Below are 14,906 nucleotides of genomic sequence, written 5' to 3'. Positions count from 1 at the left end.
CTGAGTCGGGGTCGTCTGAGAGGGGTGTTGCGTGTGGGGTGCGTGATGCGTATGCGGGTGCGGTGCGTAGCTCTTGCGGTGCGGGCCGTCGGTTCGGCGGTGCGGTGGGCTGTGGCAGCGCGGGGTGGTGCGCGAAGGGTGCCTGTGACGCAGGCGTCCGGGCGGCACGGGTCACTGGCGTGGCCTGTGGGGACAGCCGGCGTACGGAAGTTCTCCGCGTGCCGGTCGCTCGGACCTCTTCAACGTATGGCACGGCGTGACAACGCACAAGGCACTGGGTGCCATTGATTTCGCTCAGGTGAAATCTTTACGGTTCAGGTGAGCGATGATCGATCATCCGTGGTCAGGGGGGTGGGGGCCTGCCTTTTGGGGGCGGATGATCGATCAGGGGGTTCGCCCTGGGGCGGGGGTGGGGGGATTGGGGTGGCACTCCGTGCCAGGCCCCTGCGGGGGGCGGGGCGGGGTCGTTAGTGCGCCCGGGTGGGTTCTGGCGGGGGCCGGCTTTATTGGGGGGTGCCCCTTCGGGCGGGCTCCTCGGGCTCGACTCTCGTCGTGGCTGGTCGCGCAGTTCCCCGCGCCCCTGGGGAGTTCTCCAGGCGGAGGCCGCTTGCAGCTGAGGTTGCGCAGTTCCCCGCGCCCCTGAGGAGCGGGGCTTCCCCCCGGCTCCCCCCCGGGGGGGGGTGCGACGTAGTCGCCCCTTCAGGGGCGCGGGGAACTGCGCGACCAGCCACCCACCGGGTGGAAGGTGAATGACTGCCTAGGGGCGCGGGGAACTGCGCGGCCAGCCACCCGCCGGGCGGAACGTGAACGACAACCCAGGGGGTTGGGAACTGGGGTCAGTTCTTTTGGAGGGCCTGTTCGATGGTGTGCATGATCTCGGAGAGCGGCGCATCCGTGCGGGCGACGGTCACCAGGACCTCCCCGGAAGAAGCGACCTGCACGCCCGACGCCGGCGCCGCCGGAGTACGGCCCGCCCCGATCCCCGTACCGAAGGTCCGCCGCACGATGGCGAACGCGTGATCGAGCTGGGACTCGACGTCCCCCTGCCCCCCGGCCCGCAGCCACCGCCGCAGCACATGGTTGTGCGCCGTGACGACGGCCGACGCGGCGACCTCCGCGAGCAGCGGATCGTCGTTGCCGTCGTGATGGGCCTGCTCGTCGAAGTGCCCGAGGAGATACCGCGTGAACAGCCGCTCGTAGCGCGCGACGGACGCGATCTCCGCCTCCCGCAGCGTCGGCACCTCCCGCGTCAGCCGGTACCGCTCGACGGCGACGGTGGGGGAGGAGGCGTACATCTTCATGACCTCCTTGATGCCCCGGCAGACCGTGTCGAGCGGATGCTCGTGCTGCGGCGCGGCGTTCAGGACGGCCTCGGCCCGTACCAGCGTGTCGTCGTGGTCGGGGAAGATCGCCTCTTCCTTGGAGCGGAAGTGCCGGAAGAAGGTGCGCCGGGCGACGCCGGCCGCCGCCGCGATCTCGTCGACCGTCGTCGCCTCGTACCCCTTCGTGGAGAAGAGTTCCATCGCCGCCGCCGCGAGCTCGCGCCGCATCTTGAGCCGCTGGGCGGCGGCGCGGTTGCCGGCGGCGCTCTCCGGCGCGTCGGGCTGGGTCGGAGTACGGGAGGACTGGTCGGCCTTGGGCATGCCCCGAACGTACTGCATGTACGTACCAAGACGCGCCCCGGTCAGCGGGCCGCCCGTCCCCCCGAGCAGCCCGCCCCAGTCCTCCTGGCGGCCCGGCGCGGCGCCGGGGCCCGCGTCCGTCCCCGGATCAGCGCCGGGCATATTCGCGGAAGCCACGGCCGGTCTTGCGGCCGAGGCAGCCCGCGGCCACCAGGTGCTCCAGGAGCGGGGCCGGTGCGAGGCCCGGGTCGCGGAACTCGCGGTGGAGCACCTTCTCGATGGCCAGGGAGACGTCGAGGCCGACCACGTCGAGCAGTTCGAAGGGGCCCATCGGGTAGCCGCCGCCGAGCTTCATCGCCGCGTCGATGTCGTCGAGGCTCGCGTAGTGCTCCTGCACCATCTTGATCGCGTTGTTCAGGTACGGGAACAGCAAAGCGTTCACGATGAAGCCGGCCCGGTCGCCGCAGTCCACGGGGTGCTTGCGCACCTTCAGGGTCAGGTCGCGGACGGTGGCGTGCACGTCGTCGCCGGTCAGTACGGTCCGCACGACCTCGACGAGCTTCATCGCGGGCGCCGGGTTGAAGAAGTGCATGCCGATGACGTCCTGCGGGCGCGAGGTGGCGCGGGCGCAGGCCACGACGGGCAGCGAGGAGGTCGTCGTGGCGAGGATCGCGCCGGGCTTGCAGACCTTGTCGAACGTGGCGAAGAGCTGCTGCTTGACCTCCAGGTCCTCGGCGACGGCCTCCAGGGCGAGATCGACGTCGGCGAAGGCGTCGTAGGTCCCGGCCGGGGTGATCCGCGCGAGGGCCTGCTCGGCGGCCTCGGGGGCGAGCCGTCCCTTGTCGACGGAGCGGCGCAGCGACTTGCCGACGCGGTCCTTGGCGGCCTGCGCCTTCTCCTCGCTGCGGGCGGCGATGACCACGGAGAGGCCCGCCTTGGCGAAGACCTCCGCGATGCCGGACGCCATGGTCCCCGAGCCGGCGACACCGACCGAGGCCACCGTGCGGGCGGGCGCCGCCGCCGTGTCGGGCCGCGGGGTGAGCGCGTCGGGCACGACGGTCTCGCTGCCGGGCGCCTCGTACGTGTAGAAGCCGCGGCCCGCCTTGCGGCCGGTCAGACCCGCCTCGCTGAGCTGCTTGAGGATCGGCGCGGGGGCGTGCAGCCGGTCGCGGGACTCGGCGTACATCGCGTCGAGGACGGTACGGGCCGTGTCGACGCCGATCAGGTCGAGCAGCGCCAGCGGACCCATGGGCAGCCCGCAGCCGAGCCGCATCGCCGCGTCGATGTCCTCGCGGGAGGCGTACTTGGCCTCGTACATCGCGGCGGCCTGGTTCAGGTAGCCGAACAGCAGGCCGTCGGCGACGAAGCCGGGCCGGTCGCCGACCGCGACGGGCTCCTTGCCCAGTTCGAGCGCGAGGTCCGTGACGGCGGCGACGGCGGCCGGCGCGGTGAGCACGCAGGAGACGACCTCGACGAGCTTCATCGCGGGTGCCGGGTTGAAGAAGTGCAGGCCGAGGACGCGCTCGGGGCGCGCGGAGTCGGCGGCGAGCCGGGTCACCGACAGGGCGTTGGTGCCGGTGGCGAGGATCGCGGTGGGCCGCACGACGGCGTCCAGCTCGCGCAGGACCTGCTGCTTGATCTCGTACGACTCGGGCACGACCTCGATCACCAGATCGGCGTCGGCGGCGGCCTGGAGGTCGGTGAAGGTGCGGAAGCGGGCGAGCAGGTCGGCGCGCTCCTGCTCGGTGAGGTGCTCGCGGCGCACGGCACGCGCGGTCGACGCCTCCAGGGCGGCGACGGCCTTGGCGGTGGCGGCCTCGCTGATGTCGATGCCGACGACCTCGCGGCCGGCGCGGGTGAGGACCTCGGCGATGCCGGTGCCCATGGTGCCGAGGCCGACGACGGCGACGGTCGAGATGCGGGACAGGGGAGCGTCCATCCGGGAACTCCAGAGATGAGGGGTGACGACGAGGGCGCGTGCGGCGCCGGCGAACGGGCGCACGGCACGCGGGAGTTGAACGGGTGCGGCCGGCCCTGTCCCCAGGCCGAGCCGTACTGCTGCGGTACGGGGGCGCTGCCCCGGCCGTACCGAACCGACGGAACCTCTCGGCGGCTGCGTCACCAAACCGCCGAAAGGAGTGCTGCGAGGAGTGTGCCCCGCTCACCTGAGCTTAACCACCGGGTAACGAGCGCGCCAGCCCTCCGCGTTGACGAGTCGCTGTGATCTATGTCGCCGCAGGCCCGGCGGCTTTACCCTCGTCCTCATGGACGAAGAGTCGCGGACGGTGACGGAACGCATCCGGAAGGAAGCCGGCGGGACGCCCGCCTTCGAGGAGCTGGCCGGCACGGGGGACCTCGACCGGCTCGCGGCGGTGCTCACCGCGCCGCAGCAGCCGCTGTGGGCGCGCGAGTTGGCCGCGTACCGGCTCGGCATGGCCCGTGACCGGCGCGCCTTCGAGGCCCTCGTCCTGCTCCTGAACCACCGCGACCCGGAGCGCTGCGCCGCCGCCGCGCGCGCCCTCGCCGCGCTCGGCGACCCGCGCACCGCCCGCGCGGCGGCGGCCCTCGCCACCAACGAGCTGCGCGTGGCCTACGCCCTGTATCCCGTCCGGCTGCTCACCCAGCTCCGCGCCCCCGAGTCCGCCCCGGCCCTGATCACCGCCCTGCGCCGCCGGCTCGCGCCGCACGACCCGTACCGCAAGGTCGCCCTGGCCTGTGTCGAGGGGCTCGGCAGCCTCGCCGACCCGCGCGCCCGCGAAGTGCTGACCGAGGCCCAGGCCCACCCCCGGCTCGCCATGGCGGCAGCGGCGGCCCTCGCCAGACTGCCCGAGCCCTGAGGCGCCGCATTCCGAGAGGGACGGCGGAGGGGCGGCGGGCGCGGTGAGGAGGGCGGGCGGTCCGGTCAGCCCGCGTACCGGACCTCCGGCACCGCCACCCCGCCGACCTCGTACGGCTCGCGTGCCCCGTCCGGGACGAAGCCCGCCCGCTCGTAGAAGCGGCGGGCGCGCGTGTTGCCCTCCACCACCCACAGCCGCATCACGCCGAAGCCGGCTGCCCGCGCCTCGGCCCGGCAGGTGGCGAGCAGGGCGCGTCCGATGCCGGAGCCGACCTCGGCGGGCTCCACGTACAGGGCGTACAACTCGCTCTCGCCGGGCGGCACATCGGCGTCGCGGGACGGGCCGTAACAGGCCCAGCCGAGCACTCGTCCCGCGCGCTCGGCGACGAACTCCGGTATGCGGCCGAACAGTTCGCGGCGCCGCTCCGTGTCCCGCTCCACGCTCATCGCGTCGAGATGCGCGCGCGGCATCAGACCCGCGTACGCGAACTGCCAGCCGCGCACCCGGATCCCGGCCACCGCCGGGCAGTCGTCGAAGCGCATTCCGCGTACGTGCGGTGGGGGAGTGGGTGTCGCGGTCATGGCCGTATCGTCACCCACGCCCCCGCCGAGACCCCAGCGCTTTTACCTGCGCGGGCCGCTTTACCCGCGTGGGCCGAGCAGCCGGTGCAGGCCGTCCGCGCCCGACGGGAGCGCCGCGCGGGTCGTGCGCGACCGGCCGGGCTTCGGGTCGGGCTGGCGCGCGCACACCGCGTCGGGCGCGCCGTGGCCCGCGTCGCGCGCTACCGCGCCGGTGGCGAGGTAGCGCGCCAGGTGCGCGTCGAGGCAGTCGTTGCCGCTGAGGGTGACGCCGTGGTTGCCGCCGCCCTGCTCGACGATGAGGCGCGAGCCGCGCAGCAGCCGGTGGGTCATCACCGCGCCCTCGTACGGGGTCGCGCCGTCGTCGGTGGCCTGGAACAGCAGGGTCGGCGGCAGCGCCGCGTTCGCCACCTGCACGGGCGCCCGCGAGGGCGTCGGCCAGAACGCGCACGGCGCGTTGTACCAGGCGTTGTTCCACGTGGTGAAGGGCGCCTTCGCGGCGACACGCCGGCTGTCGGCCCGCCACACCGCCCACGAGCGCGGCCACCAGGCGTCACGGCACTGCACGGCCGTGTAGACGCTGTAGCCGTTGTCGCCGGACGCGTCGACCGCGCCCAGCTCCTTGTACGCGGCGAGCAGCGGCCGGGGGTTCTTGTCGACGACGTACGCGGAGAACGCCTCGGCGAGCAGCGGCCAGTAGCCGTTGTAGTAGCCGCCGGGCAGGAACGTGTCCTCCAGTTCGCCGCCGCCGACCTTGCCGCCGGCCGGCCTGCGCGTCACCTTGTCGCGCATCGCGTACCAGGCGGCCTCGACGCGCTCCGGGTCCTTGCCCAGGTGGTACGTCGAGTCGTACCTGGCGACCCAGGCGGTGAACGCCTGGTGGCGGGCGTTGAAGGCGGGGTCCTGGTCGAGGTTGTCGCGGTACCACACGCCTGTCGGGTCGACGATGGAGTCGAGCACCAGGCGGCGCACCCGCTCGGGGAACAGCTTGGCGTACACCGCGCCGAGGTAGGTGCCGTAGGAGTACCCGAAGTAGTTGATCTTCGGCGCGCCGAGCGCGGCCCTGATCGCGTCCATGTCACGGACCGTGCTGACCGTGTCGATGTACGGCAGCACGTCCCGGTACTTCTTGCCGCACGCGGCGGCGAACGCCTGGGCCCGGCGCAGCCCCGCCCGCTCGACCGCCTCGCTCGTCGGCACGCTGGGCGGGCGCGGCGGGTCGAAGTGGTGGGGGAGGCAGTCGAGCGCGGGCCGGCTGCGGCCCACGCCGCGCGGGTCGAAGCCGATGACGTCGTACTGCGCGGCGACCTTCGCGGGCAGGGCGGAGGCGACGTACCCGGCGAGGGTCAGGCCGCTGCCGCCCGGCCCGCCCGGGTTCACGAGCAGCGGGCCCTGCGAGCGCTTCGCCGTGTGCGGGACGCGCGACAGGGCGAGCGTGATCTGCCGCCCGCCGGGGTCGTCGTGGTCGAGCGGGACGCGCAGCGAGGCGCATTGCAGGCTCGGGTACGCCTTGGTGGCGCACTTCTTCCAGACCGGCGCGGGTGCGGCGGCCGGGGCGGGCGAGCCGTGGGCGGCGCTCGCGGCCGGAGCCGTCACGACGGTGCTGGCGGCCAGGGCCGCGATGCCGCACAGGGCGGCCGCGCGTCTTCTCATGGGGTCTCCCGGGGGCGCAGGGGCACGGACCGTGGGTGCACGGTCGTGTCGGCTGTTCCCGCAATCCCCGGGAGAGAGGAGCGCTTGCGCCGAACGTGACCCGTTTGCAGCCACGCGCGCGTACGGGACTGCCGCTCGTCGCCCCGGCCGGCGCGCCGGGCTCGGGGTCTCCGGGGCCCGTCAGCCGACGACGGTCCACGTGTCGCCGCCCGCGAGCAGCGCCGTCAGGTCTCCCTTGCCGTTCTGTTCGACGGCGGTGTCGAGCTGGTCGGACATGAGGGTGTCGTAGACCGGGCGTTCGACGTCGCGCAGGACGCCGATGGGGGTGTGGTGGAGGGTGTCGGGGTCGGCGAGGCGGGAGAGGGCGAAGGCCGTGGTGGGGGAGGTGGCGTGGGCGTCGTGGATGAGGATGTCGGCCTTGTTGTCCTCGGTGACGGCGACCACGCGCAGGTCGCCGGTGGCGGGGTCGCGGACGACACCCTTCGAGCCCCCGGCGCCGAAGGTGATGGGCTGTCCGTGTTCGAGGCGGATGACGGCTTCCTCGGCCTGTTGTTTGTCCTTGAGGACTTCGAAGGCGCCGTCGTTGAAGATGTTGCAGTTCTGGTAGATCTCGACGAGGGCGGTGCCGGGGTGGTCGGCGGCGGCGCGGAGCACGGAGGTGAGGTGCTTGCGGTCGGAGTCGACGGTGCGGGCGACGAAGCTGGCCTCCGCGCCGATGGCGAGGGAGACCGGGTTGAAGGGCGCGTCGAGGGAGCCCATCGGCGTGGACTTGGTGATCTTGCCGACTTCGGACGTGGGGGAGTACTGGCCTTTGGTGAGTCCGTAGATGCGGTTGTTGAAGAGGAGGATCTTGAGGTTGACGTTGCGGCGCAGGGCGTGGATGAGGTGGTTGCCGCCGATGGACAGGGCGTCGCCGTCGCCGGTGACGACCCACACGCTCAAGTCCCGCCGGGAAGAGGCGAGTCCGGTGGCGATGGCGGGGGCGCGGCCGTGGATGGAGTGCATCCCGTAGGTGTTCATGTAGTACGGGAAGCGGGAGGAGCAGCCGATGCCGGAGACGAAGACGATGTTCTCCTTCGCAAGGCCCAGCTCCGGCATGAAGCCCTGGACGGCGGCGAGGATCGCGTAGTCACCGCAGCCGGGGCACCAGCGCACTTCCTGGTCCGACTTGAAGTCCTTCGCCCGGAGCTCGATGTCAGTCTTCACGGAGCGCCTCCTCCAGTACGAGTGCCAGTTGTCCTGCCTTGAACGGCATGCCGTTGACCTGGGTGAGGGACCGCACGTCACGCAGACACCGCGCGCGCAGCAGCATCGCCAACTGCCCCAGGTTCATCTCGGGCACGATGACCCGCTCGTACCGGGCGAGTACGTCACCGAGGTTCTTCGGGAACGGGTTGAGATGGCGCAGATGGGCCTGCGCCACGGCCTCCCCGGCAGCGCGCAGCCTGCGTACCGCCGCCGTGACGGGCCCGTAGGTGGAGCCCCAGCCCAGGACCAGGGCGCGCGCCCCGTGCGGGTCGTCGACGGTGAGGTCGGGTACGTCGATGCCGTCGATCTTCGCCTGGCGGGTGCGGACCATGAAGTCGTGGTTGGCCGGGTCGTAGGAGATGTTGCCCGTGCCGTCCTGCTTCTCGATCCCGCCGATCCGGTGTTCGAGGCCGGGGGTGCCGGGGACGGCCCAGGGGCGGGCGAGGGTGTGCGGGTCACGCTTGTACGGCCAGAAGACCTCGCTGCCGTCGTCAAGGGTGTGGTTCGGGCCCTGCGTGAACTGCACCCGCAGATCCGGGAGTTCGTCGACCTCGGGGATGCGCCAGGGCTCGGAGCCGTTGGCCAGGTAGCCGTCCGACAGCAGGAAGACCGGGGTGCGGTACGTGACCGCGATCCGGGCCGCTTCCAGCGCCGCGTCGAAGCAGTCGGCGGGCGTGCAGGGGGCGATCACCGGGACGGGTGCCTCGCCGTTGCGGCCGTACATGGCCTGGAGGAGATCGGCCTGCTCGGTCTTGGTGGGCAGGCCGGTGGAGGGGCCGCCGCGCTGGATGTCCACGATCAGCAACGGCAGTTCGAGCGAGACCGCGAGCCCGATCGTCTCCGACTTCAACGCCACACCCGGACCCGAGGTCGTGGTGACGGCGAGGGAGCCGCCGAAGGCCGCGCCCAGCGCCGCCCCGATCCCGGCGATCTCGTCCTCCGCCTGGAAGGTGCGGACGCCGAAGTTCTTGTGCTTGGACAGCTCGTGCAGGATGTCCGAGGCCGGCGTGATCGGGTACGAGCCGAGGTAGAGCGGGAGGTCCGCCTGGCGGGACGCGGCGATCAGGCCGTAGGACAGGGCCAGGTTCCCGGAGATGTTGCGGTAGGTGCCGGCCGGGAAGGCGGTGGCGGCCGGGGCCACCTCGTAGGAGACCGCGAAGTCCTCGGTCGTCTCGCCGAAGTTCCAACCCGCGCGGTACGCCGCGATGTTGGCCTCGGCGATGTGCGGTCTCTTGGCGAACTTCCGCTTCAGGAAGGCTTCCGTGCCCTCCGTCGGCCGGTGGTACATCCAGCTCAGCAGGCCGAGCGCGAACATGTTCTTGCTGCGCTCCGCCTCCTTGCGCGAGAGGTCGAACTCCTTGAGCGCCTCCACGGTCAGCGTCGTCAACGGCACCGGGTGGACGTGGAAGCCGTCCAGTGAGCCGTCGTCGAGCGGGTCGCCGTCGTAGCCGACCTTCCGCAAGGCCCGCCCGGTGAACTCGTCCGTGTCGACGATGATCTCCGCGCCCTGCGGAAGATCCCGCACGTTCGCCTTCAACGCGGCCGGATTCATGGCCACGAGCACGTTCGGCGCGTCGCCCGGCGTGAGGATGTCGTGGTCCGCGAAGTGCAACTGGAACGAGGAGACTCCGGGCAGGGTCCCGGCGGGCGCCCGGATCTCGGCCGGGAAGTCGGGCAGCGTCGACAGGTCGTTGCCGAACGACGCGGTCTCCGCCGTGAATCGGTCACCCGTGAGCTGCATGCCGTCCCCGGAGTCGCCCGCGAACCGGATGATCACCCGGTCCAGCCGGCGGACCTGCTTCCGGTCCGGCGCCTCAGGGCTCACCGCATCTGCTGAGGTCATGTACGCGTTCCCTCTCCTTCGGGCGATGTCAAGATCACGTCTTGCGCCCACCGCCCATAAGCTGGCCGATTCATCTCTGCCTCTTCATAAAGCAACTCGATAGGGTGCCCTTTTGGCCGAGAACGTATGGTCCCCGGCCAGGCAGGGTGACCAGGCACACGTATACATCGTACGCACACGCGTGTACGATGTATCAAAAGTGTCTTATGTGACCACAGGGGGCGGACTGGCCGGTTAGGCTGGGTGGGGCGGGCGCGTTGTCGCCTGCGGAAAAGGCAGAAACTTGGAGCGCGTGACCGGCCTTCATCTCAGTGGAGTTTATGCGGGGCGAACCCCATTTTGTTTCGGCAGTGTTTCCCGTTTGTTGGTTTGCGTTATTCGCCAGCGTCGGCCGTTGAATCTTTGCGGGCCGACTGCCCGGGCTGTACGCTCTACGGGAACCGTATTCCCTATGGCTTGGCGCGACGCTCTGCTTTATCGGATGAATATGGGGGGGATTTTACGGATGGGGCATCAGACCATAACGCGAGTGGAATCGCGCATTCCGCAGCAGCTCGCCGGCCGGGGCGGGCCCGCCAGGTTCGAGGAGAAGAGGGCGCGCAGGACGCTTCGCGTGCTCGCGGTCGAGAGTGAGCCCCAGGTCGCCAAGGCGCTCGTGCGCGACCTGGCCCGGCACGGATACCAGGCGGAGAGCGTGCCGACCGGCGCGCAGGCCCTGCGGAAGTACCGGAGCGTCGACCTGGTCCTCGTCGACCTCGACCTGCCCGACCTCGACGGAGTCGAACTCTGCCGCAGCATCCGGGCCGTCTGCGACGTACCGATCATCGTCGTCACCGCCCGCGACTCCGAACTGGACCGGGTGATGAGCCTGCGCGCCGGGTCAGACGACTACGTGACCAAGCCCTACAGCCTCGCCGAGCTGATCGCCCGGATCGAGGCCGTCATGCGCCGGGCCCTGCGGCAGCCGGTCGCCGTCCCCGAGGCCATTACCGTCGGCTCGCTCGGAATCGACCCGGGCGCCCGGCAGATCAGCCTCGACGGCAGGACCGTAGAGGTGACACGCAAGGAATTCGATCTGCTGTATCTGCTGGCCTCGCGCCCGGGCAGCGTCGTCACCCGCAAACAGATCATGGCGCAGGTATGGAGGGATTCCCGGTCGGAACCGGGCCGCACCATCGACACCCACGTCAGCAGTTTACGGAGCAAGCTGGGATCGAGCAGCTGGATCATCACCGCCCGCGGCGTCGGATTCCGTATGGGGCACGCCTGATTCTCCGGGACGTCACCACGGGTTCTCCCGGATGTCATCCGTCCCTTCCATGGGATTCGCCTTCCCTTTCGAGACGCACCCCGCCGGGGGAAGTTTCCACGCAGGGAGCGAATTCGAGGGCACCTGGTCAACGGCGACCGGTGCGCCTCCCCTCCCGGCCGTCGTGACGTACCGACGAGACGGTTGACCATTCCACGAATTTCTTCTCTCTGAGGCGCGCTCATGCCGCGCCGCGCCACCCCGGAAGCGGGCCCGCGGCCCACGACGTGGCCGTCCTGCGCCTGGCCGACGACAGCGGCCACGGGGCCCTGCCGCGATAACCGGGCTCCGCCTCCCGCACCACCCGCACGGCCCGCGTGGTGAGGACGGTGGAGAGCGCGACCGCGACCGCCGCGACCTCCTCGGGTGTCGGAGCGCCGCTGGTGATACGCCAAGGCTCCGCGGCCGGCGTCCCGGAGGCGGTCGCCCCCGTGTCGACTCCTGCTGTCATCGGTTCCTCTCCCTCAGATGTGGTGCGGACGGATGTGCGGAGGCGGTGCGGTCGGCCGCGGTGTGGGTGCGGCGCGGCCCTCCGTCACCCGCAGCAGGTTCCGGAGGGCCGCAGGGCGCGCACCCCTCAGGTCACACGCGCGAGCGGCGGATCACTTCCAGCGCGGCCACCGCGACGAAGCCCACGAACAGATGCATCGTGATCAGCGTCGCCGCGGTGCCGCCGTCCGTGTCCAGGGTGAGCGGGCCGATGGCGGTGAGGACCGCCACCGCGCCGCTCACGACCTGGCCCACCCGCAGCAGCACCGGCTTCCAGCGGGCCAGGAGCACGATCGCCGTGATGCCGATCGCCGGCGCGACGAGCGACATGAAGATCACGTCACTGGCGCCGATGTCGTCGGACTTGCCGTTGAGCTTCAGCGCCAGCGAGGCGCCGGCCGCGTCCCCGACGTACAGGACGATGAGGTTGACGACCGCTGCGAGCACGGCGGCCCCCGCCACGGCCTGCCACACGGGCAGCGCCCGCCGCCTCGGGGCGGTGTCGGTGGCGGCGGGGTTACTGCTGGTCATGGAGCCCTCCGGGCTGTCGTGCCACGCCGGGACCGGGCTCGGCCCGGGCCCGGCGCGGTGTTCATGGAGATGGGGGAGTCGCGCTTGCGGCACGCACACGACCGGAGACCGGCCGCCTGACGGAGTGCGTCAGGAAGGGTCCAGGGACAGACCGTGCCGGAAGACGTTCTTGGGGTCGTACGTGTTCTTCACCCGCTGCAACCTGGGGTAGTTGTCCTTCCAGATGAGCGAGTACCAGGGCACCCCCGACGTGTTCTGCGCCGGATCGCGCATGTCGGTGTCCGGGTAGTTGATGTAGCCGCCGTCCTGCTGGTCGTTGGGCACCGGGAAACCGCCGGTCACACCATGGACGTTCTTGCGGAGCGTGCGCAGCCACTCGACCTCGGCCGCGTCATTCGCCGGATCCGACCAGTTGTCCGAGTACCACAGCTTGATGACGGAGTCCCGCTGCGGGATCGCCCGCGCGGACGACGACAGGGTGTTGATCTGGCAGCCGTACGCCGCCAGGTACACCAGGCCGACCCCGGTGTGGTTCGGATCGGTCAACGACCGGTAGATCGCACCGACCTGAGCAGTCGTCAGCGGCTTGCGCAGATGACCGCCCATGGACTTCTGACGCGAGTACGCGCCCGAGTCGGCGGTCGGCTCCAGGGCGATCTCCAGCCAGGTGCCTTCCTTGACGTCGATCGTGGGCTGCACCCCGACGCCCGCGTTCACCGCGTTGATGTAGTCGTCGTGCAACTGGGCGGTGTTCGCAAGCGTCGCGTCCATGCGGATCTCCAACTGCACCGTCTGCGCGAGCGACGAGTGCAACTGGAGCGAGCTGTGCAGCACCTGGTACGGAGAGCCCGGCGCGCTGTTCGCGGCGTGCCAGGCGCCGTGGTTCATCACCAGCCGCGTGAACGCCGCCTCCGTGAGCTGGGCCCAGGGCCAGGTCACATAGGTCTCCCGCATCCGCGCGGGCGGCTTGGGCAGCAGCGACGAGGGACCGCCGGTCGCGCCCGGGCTGCGGAACCAGAACCTCGTGACGATGCCGAACCCGCCACCCCCGCCACCGGTGTGCGCCCACCACAGGTCGCGGTGCGGGTCGTTCGCCTCGCGGGTGGCGACGATCGTACGGGCCTTGCCGCGGCCGTCCGCCACGACGATCTCGATGGCGTACAGATGGTCCACGATCAGGCCGAAGCGGCGGGACAGCGGACCGTACCCGCCGCCCGAGACATGGCCGCCGACGCCGACCTCGGGGCACACACCGCCCGGGACCGTGACGCCCCAGCCCTCGTACAGCGCCTTGTAGACCTCGCCCAGCCGGGCGCCGGCCTGCACGGCGAAGGCGTTCATGGCCGGGTCGAAGGTGACGCCCCTCATCTCGGACAGATCGACGAGAAGCCGGAACTGGGGGTTGTCGACCAGGTTCTCGAAGCAGTGACCGCCACTGCGCACCGTGATCCGCTGGTTGTTGGCGAGGGCCTGGTTCACGGCCTTCTCCACCTGGGCGGCGCAGTGCACGAGCCAGATCTCGTCCGGGGTGGCCGCGAAGCGGGAGTTGTAGCCGCGGTGCGTGAGTTCGGCGTAGCGGGCGTCGCCCGGCCGGACGATCACCTCCGGGTCGGCCTTGAGGGCCGTCTGGGCGGCGGCGGGCAATGCGGTGAACCCCGCGGTGGCACCGGCCACCGCTATCGCGGAGCCGAGGAAATGGCGTCGGGAAAACATGTCAAGCCCTATCTGTGCAGAGATATGGACAAATCACCGCATTGACGGATGCGTTCCGGGGGGTGAAGTTCAGCCAACCAGGTCCCGGGACGTGTCACCAAGGGCTTGACATGGATCTGTCCTGCCTCGATACCAGAATTGAGGTTCCGGCCGTCCGGGTCAGGTGTGCGAGGCCGCCGACGCCGCCTCGCGCAGCGCCGAGTACAGCGCGTCCTCCGACTGGGATCCGGTCAGCGGCGGGATGCCGTCGATGTAGAACACCGGCACACCGCTGACGCCGAGCCCCCGCACCCGGTCGAGTTCGGCCTGAAGGTGCGCCGACTCCTCGGCGGTCGCCGGTGCCGCCGGCTCCGTGCCCGAGGCGTCCCGCGTGACGCCGGCCTCCTCGGCGAGTCGCGCGAGCGTGGCGCGATCACCGATGTGCAGGCCGTCCGTGAAATGGGCGCGAAACAGCCGCTCCACCATCTGCTCGGCCCGGCCCTGCCGCGCGGCCCGCGCGATGAGCAGATGCGCCTCGAACGTGCCGGTGGCCACGGCGCGTTCGTAATGCAGCTCCAGCCCGTCCGCGCCCGCGTGCTCGGCGAGCTGGAGCGTCTGCCGCACGGCCTGCGGGCCGAACACCCGCTCCAGTACGGGGAGCAGGGGCTGCCCTTCGGTCCCCGCGCCCGGCGCGAGTTCGAAGGGCAGGAACTCCACCTGGACCGGGTGGCCCTCGGCGCGCAGCCGGTCCGCCGCACGGGTGAACCGCGTGTAACCGAGATAGGAGTGCACGCAGATCACGTCCAGCGCGATCCGTACCCGCACCGTCGTGCTCATCGGCGTTCGCTTCTCCACAGAGGTCGTCTCCCTCGGGTCGTTCGTCGGCACGCGCCCGTTCGTGGGCAAGTGCTCTCTCACTGTGGCTGATTGCCGTGTTTGCGTGACGGAAGGTCGGCGTGTTTCGTACGCAGCATCGCCAGCGATCCGGCCAGTACGCGGCGGGTTTCGGCGGGGTCGATGACGTCGTCGACCAGGCCGCGTTCGGCCGCGTAGTAGGGGTGCATGAGTTCGGACTTGTATTCCTTGACCATCTTCTGGCGCATG

13 protein-coding genes are annotated in these 14,906 nt (G+C 71.0%); 2 read left to right on the top strand and 11 right to left on the bottom strand.

Going from position 1 to position 14,906, the window contains the following annotated elements; genetic code table 11:
- Positions 1-836: 836 nt before the first annotated feature.
- Positions 837-1,661, bottom strand: a complete 825-nt coding sequence (locus ACZ7LY_RS28265) for a TetR family transcriptional regulator (protein WP_471627610.1) — start codon at positions 1,659-1,661, stop codon at positions 837-839.
- Between the two features lie 109 nt (positions 1,662-1,770).
- Positions 1,771-3,561 carry a 3-hydroxyacyl-CoA dehydrogenase family protein gene (locus ACZ7LY_RS28260; protein ID WP_471627559.1) on the bottom strand — a complete coding sequence of 597 codons (1,791 nt, stop codon included), beginning with the start codon at positions 3,559-3,561 and terminating at the stop codon, positions 1,771-1,773.
- 325 nt (positions 3,562-3,886) lie between these two features.
- On the opposite strand from ACZ7LY_RS28260, the gene ACZ7LY_RS28255 reads away from it, so the two are divergent.
- Positions 3,887-4,459: a HEAT repeat domain-containing protein gene (locus ACZ7LY_RS28255; RefSeq protein WP_471627558.1), complete on the top strand. Its 573-nt coding sequence runs from the start codon at positions 3,887-3,889 to the stop codon at positions 4,457-4,459.
- Positions 4,460-4,524: 65 nt separating this feature from the next.
- On the opposite strand, the gene ACZ7LY_RS28250 is transcribed toward ACZ7LY_RS28255, so the two are convergent.
- From ACZ7LY_RS28250 to ACZ7LY_RS28235, 4 genes are all read right to left on the bottom strand, one after another.
- Positions 4,525-5,040 carry a GNAT family N-acetyltransferase gene (locus ACZ7LY_RS28250; RefSeq protein ID WP_471627557.1) on the bottom strand — a complete coding sequence of 172 codons (516 nt, stop codon included), beginning with the start codon at positions 5,038-5,040 and terminating at the stop codon, positions 4,525-4,527.
- A gap of 60 nt (positions 5,041-5,100) precedes the next feature.
- On the bottom strand, positions 5,101-6,690 hold the full coding sequence (locus ACZ7LY_RS28245; protein WP_471627556.1) for an alpha/beta hydrolase: 1,590 nt from the start codon (positions 6,688-6,690) through the stop codon (positions 5,101-5,103).
- 180 nt (positions 6,691-6,870) lie between these two features.
- A complete protein-coding gene (locus ACZ7LY_RS28240) occupies positions 6,871-7,896 on the bottom strand; it encodes a 2-oxoacid:ferredoxin oxidoreductase subunit beta (protein WP_471627555.1) in 1,026 nt (341 codons plus the stop codon).
- Positions 7,886-9,781, bottom strand: a complete 1,896-nt coding sequence (locus ACZ7LY_RS28235) for a 2-oxoacid:acceptor oxidoreductase subunit alpha (RefSeq protein ID WP_471627554.1) — start codon at positions 9,779-9,781, stop codon at positions 7,886-7,888. The genes ACZ7LY_RS28240 and ACZ7LY_RS28235 overlap by 11 nt, the downstream gene beginning before the upstream one ends.
- Positions 9,782-10,310: 529 nt before the next feature.
- Here ACZ7LY_RS28235 and ACZ7LY_RS28230 point away from each other — a divergent pair.
- On the top strand, positions 10,311-11,051 hold the full coding sequence (locus ACZ7LY_RS28230; RefSeq protein WP_471627553.1) for a response regulator transcription factor: 741 nt from the start codon (positions 10,311-10,313) through the stop codon (positions 11,049-11,051).
- Positions 11,052-11,271: 220 nt separating this feature from the next.
- Here ACZ7LY_RS28230 and ACZ7LY_RS28225 read toward each other — a convergent pair whose 3' ends face one another.
- The 5 genes from ACZ7LY_RS28225 to ACZ7LY_RS28205 form a co-directional block, all read right to left on the bottom strand.
- The gene (locus ACZ7LY_RS28225) at positions 11,272-11,541 is read right to left on the bottom strand and encodes a hypothetical protein (protein WP_471627552.1); all 270 of its coding nucleotides are present in this window, start codon (positions 11,539-11,541) and stop codon (positions 11,272-11,274) included.
- A gap of 131 nt (positions 11,542-11,672) precedes the next feature.
- Positions 11,673-12,110 (bottom strand): DUF6069 family protein, encoded by a 438-nt coding sequence (locus ACZ7LY_RS28220; protein WP_471627551.1) that lies wholly within the window; start codon positions 12,108-12,110, stop codon positions 11,673-11,675.
- A 129-nt stretch (positions 12,111-12,239) separates the two neighbouring features.
- Positions 12,240-13,823 (bottom strand): FAD-binding oxidoreductase, encoded by a 1,584-nt coding sequence (locus ACZ7LY_RS28215; RefSeq protein ID WP_471627550.1) that lies wholly within the window; start codon positions 13,821-13,823, stop codon positions 12,240-12,242.
- Positions 13,824-13,982: 159 nt separating this feature from the next.
- On the bottom strand, positions 13,983-14,639 hold the full coding sequence (locus tag ACZ7LY_RS28210) for a DsbA family oxidoreductase (RefSeq protein WP_471627549.1): 657 nt from the start codon (positions 14,637-14,639) through the stop codon (positions 13,983-13,985).
- A gap of 77 nt (positions 14,640-14,716) precedes the next feature.
- On the bottom strand, positions 14,717-14,906 hold a 190-nt coding region (locus ACZ7LY_RS28205), incomplete at its 5' end, for a carboxyl transferase domain-containing protein (RefSeq protein ID WP_471627548.1).

Source organism: Streptomyces sp. NPDC107550, assembly GCF_055639095.1.
The sequence above is the reverse complement of the archived record's forward strand: the minus strand, read 5'-3'. Positions and strand labels throughout refer to the sequence as shown.

Coding starts and splice junctions, on each gene's coding strand:
- ACZ7LY_RS28265 (WP_471627610.1), bottom strand. CDS start 1,661: ATGCAGTACGTTCGGGGCATGCCCAAGGCCGACCAGTCCTCCCGTACT.
- ACZ7LY_RS28260 (WP_471627559.1), bottom strand. CDS start 3,561: ATGGACGCTCCCCTGTCCCGCATCTCGACCGTCGCCGTCGTCGGCCTC.
- ACZ7LY_RS28255 (WP_471627558.1), top strand. CDS start 3,887: ATGGACGAAGAGTCGCGGACGGTGACGGAACGCATCCGGAAGGAAGCC.
- ACZ7LY_RS28250 (WP_471627557.1), bottom strand. CDS start 5,040: ATGACCGCGACACCCACTCCCCCACCGCACGTACGCGGAATGCGCTTC.
- ACZ7LY_RS28245 (WP_471627556.1), bottom strand. CDS start 6,690: ATGAGAAGACGCGCGGCCGCCCTGTGCGGCATCGCGGCCCTGGCCGCC.
- ACZ7LY_RS28235 (WP_471627554.1), bottom strand. CDS start 9,781: ATGACCTCAGCAGATGCGGTGAGCCCTGAGGCGCCGGACCGGAAGCAG.
- ACZ7LY_RS28225 (WP_471627552.1), bottom strand. CDS start 11,541: ATGACAGCAGGAGTCGACACGGGGGCGACCGCCTCCGGGACGCCGGCC.
- ACZ7LY_RS28220 (WP_471627551.1), bottom strand. CDS start 12,110: ATGACCAGCAGTAACCCCGCCGCCACCGACACCGCCCCGAGGCGGCGG.
- ACZ7LY_RS28215 (WP_471627550.1), bottom strand. CDS start 13,823: ATGTTTTCCCGACGCCATTTCCTCGGCTCCGCGATAGCGGTGGCCGGT.
- ACZ7LY_RS28210 (WP_471627549.1), bottom strand. CDS start 14,639: ATGAGCACGACGGTGCGGGTACGGATCGCGCTGGACGTGATCTGCGTG.